Origin of the sequence: Photobacterium sp. SKA34, from assembly GCF_000153325.1 — a bacterium.
In the GTDB taxonomy this organism is placed as follows: domain Bacteria; phylum Pseudomonadota; class Gammaproteobacteria; order Enterobacterales; family Vibrionaceae; genus Photobacterium.
This window is the reverse complement of record NZ_CH724142.1, coordinates 736,497-749,133: the sequence shown is the minus strand read 5'-3', so window position 1 is coordinate 749,133 and position 12,637 is coordinate 736,497. Positions and strand designations below refer to the sequence as shown.

At 39.9% G+C, this 12,637-nt stretch carries 6 protein-coding genes; 5 read left to right on the top strand and 1 reads right to left on the bottom strand.

Going from position 1 to position 12,637, the window contains the following annotated elements:
• The first annotated feature begins 54 nt into the window (after nucleotides 1-54).
• Nucleotides 55-534 carry a mechanosensitive ion channel family protein gene (locus SKA34_RS12350; protein WP_006645871.1) on the top strand — a complete coding sequence of 160 codons (480 nt, stop codon included), beginning with the start codon at nucleotides 55-57 and terminating at the stop codon, nucleotides 532-534.
• Between the two features lie 95 nt (nucleotides 535-629).
• Here the strand turns inward: SKA34_RS12350 and SKA34_RS12345 are convergent, their stop codons facing one another.
• Nucleotides 630-965, bottom strand: a complete 336-nt coding sequence (locus SKA34_RS12345; protein WP_006645870.1) for a hypothetical protein — start codon at nucleotides 963-965, stop codon at nucleotides 630-632.
• A gap of 259 nt (nucleotides 966-1,224) precedes the next feature.
• On the opposite strand from SKA34_RS12345, the gene SKA34_RS12340 reads away from it, so the two are divergent.
• The 4 genes from SKA34_RS12340 to SKA34_RS12325 all read left to right on the top strand — a co-directional run bounded on the left by SKA34_RS12340 (nucleotide 1,225) and on the right by SKA34_RS12325 (nucleotide 12,568).
• The gene (locus SKA34_RS12340; RefSeq protein WP_006645869.1) at nucleotides 1,225-5,859 is read left to right on the top strand and encodes an alpha-2-macroglobulin; all 4,635 of its coding nucleotides are present in this window, start codon (nucleotides 1,225-1,227) and stop codon (nucleotides 5,857-5,859) included.
• A complete protein-coding gene (pbpC, locus tag SKA34_RS12335) occupies nucleotides 5,849-8,080 on the top strand; it encodes a penicillin-binding protein 1C (RefSeq protein ID WP_006645868.1) in 2,232 nt (743 codons plus the stop codon). Before SKA34_RS12340 ends, pbpC begins: the two co-directional genes overlap by 11 nt.
• Before the next feature lie 221 nt (nucleotides 8,081-8,301).
• On the top strand, nucleotides 8,302-9,498 hold the full coding sequence (locus SKA34_RS12330; protein WP_006645867.1) for an efflux RND transporter periplasmic adaptor subunit: 1,197 nt from the start codon (nucleotides 8,302-8,304) through the stop codon (nucleotides 9,496-9,498).
• Nucleotides 9,485-12,568, top strand: coding sequence for an efflux RND transporter permease subunit (locus SKA34_RS12325; RefSeq protein WP_006645866.1), 3,084 nt, complete (start codon nucleotides 9,485-9,487; stop codon nucleotides 12,566-12,568). The genes SKA34_RS12330 and SKA34_RS12325 overlap by 14 nt, the downstream gene beginning before the upstream one ends.
• Nucleotides 12,569-12,637 lie beyond the last annotated feature (69 nt).

Genomic DNA, 12,637 nt, shown 5'->3' with positions numbered 1-12,637 from the left:
TGAAAATAAAATCAGTAAGTTATATTTAAGTTTGTTCAAGGAAAGGAAGTACAAATGATGGATAATAACGTTGTTCAGGCAATCGGCGCCTTTTTGTTTTGTATTGTCATCAGTATTGTCATTGATAAAACATTGAAACAACTGTCACAGCGTTTTGAGTCTGAGGCATCAGGTTCATTTCGATTAATGTCCAATTCACAGAGAACGATATTAATAATTGTAGGTGCGGTTCTGGCGTTTTCAAAATTAGGTTTTGATGTGACAGGTTTAGTCACAGGATTAGGATTAACAGGATTTGCGCTAGGCTTTGCTTTGAAAGATGCGATATCTAATCTTGTTGCTGGGGTGATGATTGTTTTGTATAAACCGATAAAATTAGGTGATCATATTGAAGTCGCGGACTCTAAAGGGCAAGTCGTAGATTTGAACTTACGTTACATTACAATTAAAGAACAAGACGCGACTCACCTGATCCCCAATTCACTTTTCCTAAGTGACAAAATCACCATTAATGAATGCCCCAACAACGATTGATAAGGTCTAACGGTTACAGATGTAAAAATCCCCTTGCTGGAAGATAAATTATCAGCAAGGGGATTTTTGTATGTACGATATTTATCGATATGGACTCAGCTGTTAAGCATAACCACGATCGCGATAATTGAAATTAGAGCAACGAGATTGAGTACGCTATACAAGATAGTTTTAGGCATACTAAAAGTCAGGTGGTTAAAGTCGTATTTTGTCCCAATTGAGGTGACGGCAAGAGGGAGCATAACCAGTAAGCCGAACAGCCAACGAATATTGTTAGTAATTAAATAGCCAACCTGAACTTCTGCAATAATAAAACCAATTACCGCTAATACTAATGTCGTGATAGATACGGCGAACGTACGATTGTATGAATCCATTAATTCCGCAAATGCTTTATATTCTTCATCAGTAAAATTAGGTTGATTAGCCATATTGTCGCTACACCTGTAAGTAATATCTTTAAAAAAGTGATGATGATTATAACGGATAATGGCACTAAGTTAAAAAGGACAATTGCCTGTATTCACAGCTACCCATGAAGTCATGGTTAAATATATTATTAATTTTATTAAAAAATTTAGAACGTTTTAGAAAACATATAGCGATGTTCAGATGAATAAATCTGCTTTTCTGTATAGAATTACACCGTATGCAGTGCATAGACTTGAGTAACTTTTAAAGGGGAAAGTGATGCGAAGAATGGGAACAGAACCATCGGTAGCGGGATTATATTTAATAGCGTTATTTTTTAGTTTTATGTTGTCTGCTACCGCTTACGCTAATCAAGAGAAAGATCCTATTCGTCAGCCACCCATGGTGGAAGTGATTGGTAATGGCCCTTTAGTTCCGCAATCTCAGCACCAATCAATTCCAATTAACTTTATGAATCTTGATAAAGTTGATGTTGAAATTTTACATATTACTGACCCTGATACCTTCTTAAATGATAGCTACCTGTTAGATAACCTAGGCCCTTATGGTTTAGAACGTTTACAACACGCTTATGAAAGTGTTTATGCTGATCGTTTTACATTACCGCCAAGCAAATTAAATCAACAAACTGCAGCGCGCATCCCTCTTTCACATCACTTGCCTTCAGGTTGGTATGTTGTGGTGTTAAAGGCACCTGGCGCGTTTGATGAGCTAAAAGTTAAACATGTGTTATTAACAGATATTGGTATTCAAGCACGTTTAAATACCCATCAAGCAAGTTTTTCTGTGTCACGTTTATCAACGGGTGAAGCTGTTACTTCAGGTCGTGTTGATATTTATCGCGATCATAAACTGTTTAGAACAGCACTCATCGACCATAAAGGTGAAGCCAACTTTGATATTGTGGCGAAAAACACCGATATCGTTATTGCTCGTACCAATATAACAGCAGTAGAACGCCAACTCGATCCTTCATTGCAACAGAAATCCCAACAACAAGAAGAGATTGGTATTTTACCTTTGCGTGAAGCGCCATTAGATTTATCAGATAGCAATGTAGGAGGACGATCTTATCAACCTTATGAAGCATTTATTTACAGTAACCGTGATTTAGTTAAACCGGGTGAATCATTACCGTTAAATATTTTGCTGCGTGATCAAGATGGTCTGGCAATAAAAGATCAGCCGATCACATTAACGGTATTAGATCCACGTAATGATGTGGTGTTATCTGAGCAACTCTCTCCGCAAGCGGCTAGCTTTTATTCTAAGCAACTGAATACTACATCTAGTTGGCGTACGGGACGTTATACCGTTGAAGTAAGGCTCGACCCTGAAGCTCAAAAGCCGATCAGCCAATATTTTTTCGAACTAGAAGAGTTTGTTCCTGAACGAATGGATTTAACCTTTACTGATCCTGCAAAGCTTGTCATGGCAGGCAGTCGAACCAAGGTTGGACTGAGTGGACGCTATTTATTTGGTAGCCCAGCTGCGGGTAATAGCGTTACAGCCGAGGTAATGTATAACCCAACGTCGAGCTTTAGCGGTAAATACAGTGATTATCGAGTCGGTAAGCGATTTTCATTGGCAAGCCGTTATCAGCAATTAGATAAGCAAACACTATCTGCTGAAGGGAAAGCAGAGATTGTCTTACCAACACCTTCAGCAGCTAAAATTCAATCACCAGTTAATGCGGTAGTTAATTTCAGTTTATTAGAAACGGGTGGAGCCGCTGTGCAACGGGATTTACGTTACACGGTGTGGAAAGATAGCCCAATAGCTGGAGTAAAACCGCTGCAAAAAAGTGTTGGTTATGATGCTCAACCTCAATTTGATATCGCGCTATTAAGCCAGAATGGTCAACATCGTCTTACTGGCGATTTAACCGTGAAAGTAGATTACGATCAGGGACCTTACTATTGGTTATATGAGGAAGGTGTTGGTTGGCAGCGCAAGAAACAAGCACGTTGGAAAGCGATGTCTTCGCAAACTATTCATGTTGAAGAAGGAAAAAGTCATCGATTGTCTTTTGCGACTAAATGGGGGCAGTACCGCATTACAGTGACTGATCAAGCGAGTAAAACAGTCACTGAATATCAATTCTATGCAGGTTGGTATGATGGTTACCAGCCAATAAAAGCCAAGCCTGAGCATCTTGATATTTCTTTTGATCAGTCACGATATCATGCAGGAGAGAATATCCGTTCAGCGATCACCGCACCGATTGCAGGTAGCTTATTGGTGACGATAGAAACGGATAAAGTGATTTGGTCGCAGCGCACTAAGGTAACGAAAGGCGAACAAGATATTGAGATTCCATTGCCACAGGGGTTAAATCGTCACGATATTTATTTAACCGCTACGTTAACAGGTAATGCTGATAATGCGCCGAAACGTTATTTTGGAATTAAGCCTGTTAAGCTTAATCGTGATACGAGAAAACTCTCAATAAAAGCGACAGTGCCGTCAATTATTCGTCCGTTAACGACCTTAGATATTCCAATTACCGTTGCTGGTATTGCAAGTGCTCAGCAAAACAATACTTGGGTAACGGTTTCGCTGGTGGATAAAGGCATTATTAACCTCAGCCGTTTTAAACCACAAGATCCATTTAACTACTTGTTTGCACAGCGCCGTTATAGCGCGGATGTGGTTGATCTGTATTCACGTCTTTATGATTTACGTCCCAATCCCTTTGCTCAATCTCGTTTCGGTAGCGATAGCGTTACGCGTACTGATAATAAAAATGACGATTTAGTTGAAAGTAAAACCGTTATTTTAATGTCCAAGCCGATAATGGTAGAAAACGGCAAGGCGAATGTGAAATTAGCTATCCCTGATTACAACGGTGAAGGGCAGTTAATTATTACGACATTTAATGATTCGCAAGTTGGTCGAAGTGTATCAAGTAATAAAATTGCAGCACCTGTTGTTGCTGAATTGAGTATTCCTCGTTTTCTCGTAGCGGGAGATAAATCGAGTGTAACGGTAGATATTCACAATATTAGTGGTATAGCGCAGACGTTATCATTGGCACTAAGCGCCAACAAAGGCGTGAACTTAGCGATTGCACTTCTGCCTGCCAAGTTGACATTACAGGATGGCGAGCATATAAGTTACAACGTCCCGTTTACAGTTGACTCACCAATAGTCGTTAACCGTGCAGAGTTCAAACTGCAAGCATACTCGCTGTCACAAAACAGCAACAACAAGATCAATATTGATCGTTCATGGGCAACGCCGATCAAGTCAGTAACCCCGTGGGTTTATAAGATGCATTCGGATCTGTTAGAACCGCAACAAAAGCTGACAGTGACATCATCATTGTGGCAAGGGCTTGATACGATTCCAGATCAATTAGGCTTTGCTTATATCAGCCAAACACCGATGCTTAGTGTGATAGAACAAGCAAGAGATCTTTATCAATATCCGTATGGCTGTGCAGAGCAAACAACCAGTAAGGCATTGCCATATTTATATGATTTACCTGAATTAACTCGCTTTAAAAAAGCAGCGTTTGAGCAGCGATTGAAAGCGCAAGGAAAAGCACCGAATGCTGAAGCGATGCCATCTGATAAAGATATGATTTATCAAGCGATAATGAACTTAAAACCAATGCAAACATCACAAGGCGGTTTTTCGTTATGGCCAAGTGATGGGTATAGCAGTCGTGTTAACGATCAGCCTTGGTTAACCGTTTATGTGACGGACTTTTTGCTACGTGCTGATAAAAAGTTTCCAAATATAGTACCGAAAGCCATGCTGAAACGGGCGCAAGACGAGATCCTCGAATATGTGAAGAACCCAACACGAATGAAGCAATGGGCGTATAATCAACAAAATGCGGATAGTGCATTAACGTATGCGGCATATGTGTTGTCTCAACAAGGGCTGATTCAGTGGAGCGATATTGATAATTTAGGTCTTAAACTCTTTCCATCTGGACTCAGTGAATTACAGCTTGCGGCAAGTTATGCCAATGTGGGAGATAGTGATAAGGCATTAGCATTATTAAATAATTACCATACGGTTAAACGTTACAGCAGCTATTTTCAAGATTATGGCTCTAATTTACGTGACAGCGCCTTGTCAGTATTGATTTTGCAGCAACTAAAATCGAATAGTATTTTGGCTCAAAAAACTGCGGAAATTCAAAAGCAGTTATTAGAACAACTTGTTGCAGAATCAGGCGATAAATTGTGGTTGAGTACCCAAGAGCGTGGTGCATTGTTACAAGCTGCGATATTGACTCACACATTGAATCAAGATCAACAATTTGAAGTGACAGTTAATGGCTATGATCAGCAGCATACTGGTCCATTTTCAGTACCATTAACGGAAGGATTAACAATTACCAACCATAATACCAAGCCGCTGTACGTTAAATTACAAGGTGAGGGATACCAGCAACGAAATAAATCGGTATCAAATAGTGATAATCCGTTGAATACATTAAAAGTGAATACACTCTCACGCTCTGTCTATCAATTAGACGGCAAGCCATTTACTGGAAATACGGTAAAAGTCGGTCAGCGATTATTGGTTGTATTGAATGTTAATCTCAACCAACGAGTAAATGAAGGGTTACTGTCTAAGATGATCCCAGCTGGTTTTGTATTAGAAAATCCCGCTCTCAATCAAGGGCTTGATGTAGCAACGTTGGCACCAAAAGATATGACATTAAGCTCGCCAGATCATAGTGAATATCGAAATGACCGTTATGTGATTTCGCAGTCATTTGATAAGGATAAAACCTATTTAATTGCTTATTTATTACGTGCTGAAGTACCGGGAACCTTTACTATTCCGCCAATTTACATGGAGTCGATGTATCAGCCATCACAACATGCTGTGTACTGGTCTAAGCAAGACATGGTAACCATTGAAAAGTAATCACTCTGTTCAACAGCCTGCATCACGTTATAAAACGTGGTTGCGGGCTTGTTGTATAACCATTGCATTATTTGCTGCTGGTGGTGTGGTGCTTAATTACGTATTTCCATTACCGCCACTTTATCCTAATGGCTCTGCGGTTGTTATTAAAAGTCAAGAAGGAGAGGTACTGCGAGCATTTGCAGATATGCAAGGGGTCCGTCGAACGCAACTAAATTCACTGGAGCAAGTTGATCCTTTTTATCGACAAGCGTTATTAACCTATGAAGATCGTTGGTTTTATTTCCATCCAGGATTTAATCCCTTTTCGATCTTTCGTGCTGCATGGCAATGGGGTGTTAATGGGCATGTTGTCTCTGGTGGCTCAACATTAACCATGCAAGTCGCACGTTTAATATCACCGCATTCACGTTCATTGTCAGGTAAACTAAACCAGTTATTTCGTGCGCTTCAGCTAGAATGGTCTTTTAGTAAAGATCAGATCTTAACCTTGTATTTAAATCTTGCTCCGTTTGGTGGCAATATCGAAGGGGTTGAGGCTGCGGCGCAACGTTACTTTGGAAAGTCTGCTCAATTTCTAACAAAGTCAGAAGCAGCATTACTGGTGGTATTACCGCAAAAGCCATCGTTATATCGCCCAGACCGTTTCCCTGAACGGGCAAAAGCGATGCGTAATAAAGTGCTTGAACGATTAGTGCGTTATAACAAGCTCGATCAATACAGTGCGAACTTTTTGCAACAGGAACCCGTCGTTGTAGCCCCTTATTTTCAGCCATTGCAAGCGCCATTATTGAGCCGCATGCTACAGCAAGGTTATCCGCACCAAGCAGTTATTCAAACCACTATTCGAGCTGATATTCAAAAGCGAATTTACCGCCTGCTAACGACTGTTTCTCAACGCTTACCTGCTAAAAGTTCTGCGGCTATTGTTGTGGTTGATAATGCATCTGCCAGTGTTATTGCCTATCAAGGATCAGCTGATTTCAATGATGTTAGCCGATTTTCTTATGTTGATATGGTGCAAGCGGTTCGATCGCCAGGTTCAACCTTAAAGCCATTTATTTATGGTACGGCCCTTGATCTTGGGATCATTCATTCTCAAAGTTTGCTCAGTGATATTCCGTCATCGTTTTCAGGTTATAAGCCACAAAACTTAAATGGCAAATTTCAAGGTGCAGTGAGTATGAGTGAGGCATTAAAGCAATCACTGAATATTCCTTTAATACAAGTTTTTAATAAAGAAACGCCAGAGATTTTTGATCAAAAACTGCAACATGCTGGGATTCAATTACAGCATAAAAAACCAAATTTAGCGGTGGGGTTAGGCGGGACAGGAACCAATTTAATCACACTGGCTGCTATGTACCGAACACTGGCAATGAATGGGCAATATCAGCCTTTACAACTACTACAAAATGCCAAATCAGTTGTGAGTAAACCGCTACTTTCACCAGCTTCAAGTTGGATTATTTTTAAAACACTGAGCGAAATAAGTGCGCCAGATAGAGTCGTACCATCGATAAGACGTCAAATAGCTTGGAAAACAGGAACCAGCTATGGCTATCGTGATTTTTGGTCGATAGGTGTTAGCCCAGATTTTACCGTTGGCGTGTGGATAGGTCGCCCAGACTCTAGCCCTGTTGTTGGTTATTTAGGAGCGACACAAGCCGCACCTATTATGTTTGACGCCTTTGATCAGTTACCCCGCGATCAACACCAACGAATAAAGCCGAAAGGTGTTGTGACAAAAACTATTTGCTGGCCGAGTGGCCGTGATAAGCAAATTACGCCTCTTGCGCAATGTATTTCGCAAAGGAAAGCCTATACCGTAAGAGGAGTTACGCCACCCACGTTGGAAACTGATGGGCGTTTTTTACGTCCACCTTTGGATACGGCACAAACAACGTGGCCGAAACTTCTAGCAAACTGGCAAAAGCAACGAGGGGGTATTTCAACGCCTAAAGGGAAAGAATATTCGCATAAGGATAACGGAAATGTTGCGCCATATATTAAGCAAATAGTGACAGGGCAGCATTATTATAAAGATCAATTAGACGTATTACCGCTACAAACGCTAGATGAAAACGTAAAGGTTGATTGGTATGTTAATAACCAACCATTTACTGGTAATGAAATTAAATTAGTGAATTACTCGGGTAATGTGCATATCACTGCTTGTATTAACGGAGTATGTGATAAACGTGAAATAGTTGTTCATTAATTATACAAAACACCATTCCTTAATAATATTATTGCAAATCATCATCTTATCTTTTTCAAATTACTATTGAATAATGTTTTATATTTTACGAGTTTAATTTGAGTGTAAATTTTTGTTATCAAAGGAATAAATGGCAATTATGTTCTGACATAACTTTAACGAAAGAAAAATTTAGAGTGATATTGTGTGATCTTCCTCCATAAGTGAAGCAGAGTATTGCAATGAATAGCAAGGGCAGAGTTTTATCAAGTATGTTGTTAGTTTCATGCTCTTTAACCGCATTATCTTCTCTGGCTGAAGAGCCTGCCAATAAAGCACCGACTCCCATTAAAATTCAAGATGTTAAAAATCGACAGTTCAATCAAGACATGCAAGAAGTCGGGAAGATAACGGCTGTTGATTCTACGGCTTTAACGTTTAGTGCTTCAGAAATACTGCAAAAGAAATACTTCAAAGATGGGGCTTATGTTAAGAAAGGGGAGGTTATTGCTGCATTAGATAATACGCAAGCAAAGGCCGAACTGAGAAAATCCCAAACGCAGTACAAGATAGAACAATCAAAATTACAACGAATGCTGGCACTTGTTAAAAAGCAACCTGACTCTATTTCAAAGCAGGATATTGAGAATCAGCAATTACAAGCGCATTTAGCTAAAGTGGATGAACAACAAAAGCAAGATTCGCTGTCTAACTATGAGTTGATTGCACCGTTTAATGGACAATTAACCAACTTTAAGTACTCGATTGGAAGCCGAGTAAGCGATAGCGATACAATTGTCACTATCATCAAAAATGACCCAGTTGAAGTCGATTACTCTATTAGCCAAAAGGAACTTGCAGACGCCAAAGTTGGTCAGAAGGTCACCATTACTGTTGATGCATACAAAGACAAAAATTTTACTGGCGATGTGAATTATATTGCGCCACTTGTTGATCAATCTTCAGGTCGTATTGATGTTCATGCGGTGGTTGAAAATAGTGATAAGCTGTTAGTTCCTGGCATGTTTGCTAAAGTGACAGAGCGTTCGCATGATAGCCATACCTTTCCAATTGTGCCGCAAACGGTGATCGTTGTTGATGGTGAACAACGTTATGTTTGGCTTTACGATGGTAAAGGTGTCTCAAAGCAAACTGTGGCATTAGGGGAGAATACTAATGATGGTTTTGTTGCAATTACCAAAGGGCTTAAAGTCGGTGATCATGTTGTCGTATCCGGTCAGCAAAACTTAAACACGAACTCTAATGTTAAAGTTGAAAATCAAGACAAATCAAAGTTAACTGCTCAACCTCAACCTCAACCTCAACCTCAACCTCAACCTCAACCTCAACCTCAACCTCAACCGACTAAAGAGAAAGCGACACCAAAATCATCCTCTGCAAAGCAAGCAAAAGGGGATGTAAACAATGAAGCTGCCTGAAGTCTGTATCAAACACCCTGTTTTGGCTTGCGTGATGTCAATTGCGATTGTCTTGATTGGTTTAGTATCACTACAGAGTCTGCCAATACAGTATTTTCCAGATCATCGCTCTCCTAATGCGACAGTGAGTGCGAGTATTCCTGGTGCAAGTGCTGATTTTATGTCTAATAATGTGGCAGATAAACTGATCTCTGCAGCCACAGGTTTAGAGTCAGTAAAAACAATGAATACTGATTGTCAGGAGGGAAGCTGTAAGTTACAAATTTTCTTCAAAGACAACGTATCTGAAGTGAAATATGCAAGTTTAATGAATAACTTGCGTAGTAAAGTGGAAGCCATTAATAACTTCCCTCCGAGTATGATAGATAAGCCAGTTGTGACTGATGATTCATCGGAAAATGCGTTACCAAGTAATATTATTACCTTTGAAGCGACAGGTAAGATTACAAAAAGGCAAATGTATAATTTGATCAGTGATCAATTGATCCCTCAGTTTAGACATATATCAGGAGTCGGTGGTGTTTGGGGACCTTATGGCGGCAGTAGCCAAGCTCTTCACGTGTGGCTAAACCCTGAAAAAATGATGGCACTCGGGATCACTGCAAATGATGTCGTCAGCACATTAAGTAAATACAATGCAACATTTACGGCTGGTACTATTAAAGGTCAAGCTCGTGACTTTTCTATTAACCCCGTTAACTCTGTTAGCTCTGTTGCAGATGTTCGTAACCTAGTGGTTCGATACGATAATGGCAATATTGTCCGTGTTGGTGACGTTGCCAATGTAGTGATGGACGATTCAACTGATACGCCTTCTATTTTGCATATTAATGGCAAACTTGGCATGTCGATTCAGACCTTACCGTTAAAAAGTGAAAATCCCGTTGTTGTCGCAAAACGTGTAAAGGCGGCCATGGCAAACATGAAATTGCCAGATACCGTTAAAATGAAGATGGTTTATAACCAAGCGGATTTTATTCAGGCCTCGATTGATGAAGGATTTAAAACCCTAGTCGAAGCTATCGTGTTGGTCGGTATTGTCGTTGTTATCTTCCTTGGTTCAGTCCGTTTTGCGCTTATTCCATTAATCACTATCCCCGTTTGTGTTATTGGGGTTTTTGCTGTGATGGCTGCACTTGGATTTTCGATTAATGTGCTAACAATATTGGCGATCATACTTGCGATCGGGCTGGTGGTTGATGATGCGATTGTAGTCGTTGAGAACTGTTATCGTCATATTGAACAAGGTAAGCCACCACTTAAAGCCGCATTAGAGAGCAGTCGAGAAATCATTGCGCCAGTTATTGCAATGACATTAACGTTGGCAGCAGTATTTTTCCCCATTGGTTTAATGTCAGGGCTAACCGCAGATTTATTTCATCAATTTGCATTTACGTTAGCTTCTTCTGTATTGATTTCTGGTTTTGTCGCATTAACACTTTCACCAATGATGAGTGCATTTATCCTAAAACCTGCTTCACACACGTCTAAGTGGTTTAATTGGGTTGATGATAAGCTAGATAAAACAACGCATTACTACTTAGCATTATTAAAAAAGGCCTTCACTAAGAAAGCAGGTTTAATGGTGGTGGCCGTTATATTGATAGCAATGGCATCAGCAGCGACATGGTTTATGCCAAAAACATTGTTACCCGTTGAAGATACAGGATTTATCAGTGTCACAGCTAAAGCATCAAGTAGCGTTGGGCGGAACTATCATTTACAAAATAATGCACAATTAAATAGTATTTTTAAAGGTGATCCGGACATTGCTGCCAATATGTCTTACATCGAAAGTGAACCTGAAAATCACTTGCTCCTTACTCCTTGGAATGAACGTAAAGACTCAATTGAAGAGATCATTTCTCGTTTAATGGCTAAAGCAAAACAGCAAGTTTTAGCCTACAAAGTGTCTATGTCTGTTCGCGCTGCTGATAACCTAAATTTGCCTACTGGACTTGTGCTTGAGTTGACAACAGTTAATAAAGATATCAAGGCACTGGGTGTGTCCGCAGCCAAAGTCAAAGAGGTACTAGAACGTTATTCTGGTGTTGCTAATGTGAATAACTCGATGCAACGAGATAAACTTCGATTTGATTTGACAATAGATCAAAATGCAGCCGTTTTATCAAATGTGGATTATTCCGACATAACCAGTGCACTATCAACATTTTTAGGATCAGTGAAAGCCGCTGACTTAAAAATGAAAGATGGTTATACCTACCCAATTCAAGTACAGGTTAATCGTAAGTCGTTAAGTGACTTTAAAGTTTTAGACAAACTTTATGTAATGTCTAAAGCAGGGCAGCAACTGCCTTTGTCGCAGTTTGTCTCAATTAAGCAAGTCACTGCTGAATCACATATAAAAACCTTCATGGGGCTAGATAATGCGGAAATTACCGCAGATATTATGCCGGGCTACAGTGCAAGTGATGTTGAAACGTATGTTAATCAACACATACCTGAGTTGTTGCAACCAGGGCAAAGCTATCAATTCAATGGTGTGATAGAGAACTTACATGAATCATCCCATGGAATGACGTTACTGTTTGGTATGGCATTGATCTTTATTTTCTTGATCCTCGCGGCGCAATTTGAAAGCTTTATTGAGCCTTTAATCATTTTGCTTACCGTTCCATTATGTTTAGTTGGGGCGTTATTAACGCTTAAAGTATTCGGCCAAAGCTTAAATATCTACTCAAAAATTGGCTTGCTAACGTTAGTCGGTCTGGTTACGAAACACGGTATTTTGTTGGTTGAGTTCGCCAATAAACAGCAAAAGGAGAAAGGCTTAAGTGCTTATGATGCAGCAATTGAAAGTGCTAAGTCGCGTTTAAGACCGATACTGATGACATCATTAACCATGATTATCGGCTCCTTACCCTTAGCATTTGCGGTAGGGCCTGGTTCTGTAGGTCGAATTAACATCGGTTTAGTGTTGGTTGGGGGGCTAATTCTCGGTACTGTTTTCTCTTTATTCTTAGTACCTATTGCTTATGTGGCGATGGCAAAGCTAAGAGAGCAAGATATTATAAAACGCTTGAAGCAGTTAAGAACCTCTAAAGCATAAGCTTAACAACAATCCAACATATCAAGCGGTGAGTCAAATCACCGCTTTTTTATATCATATTGCCTGATG

Bases quoted from the DNA above. Each gene is read 5' to 3' on its own strand.
- SKA34_RS12345 (WP_006645870.1), bottom strand. From the start codon at position 965: ATGGCTAATCAACCTAATTTTACTGATGAAGAATATAAAGCATTTGCG.
- SKA34_RS12325 (WP_006645866.1), top strand. From the start codon at position 9,485: ATGAAGCTGCCTGAAGTCTGTATCAAACACCCTGTTTTGGCTTGCGTG.
- SKA34_RS12350 (WP_006645871.1), top strand. From the start codon at position 55: ATGATGGATAATAACGTTGTTCAGGCAATCGGCGCCTTTTTGTTTTGT.
- SKA34_RS12340 (WP_006645869.1), top strand. From the start codon at position 1,225: ATGCGAAGAATGGGAACAGAACCATCGGTAGCGGGATTATATTTAATA.
- SKA34_RS12330 (WP_006645867.1), top strand. From the start codon at position 8,302: ATGAATAGCAAGGGCAGAGTTTTATCAAGTATGTTGTTAGTTTCATGC.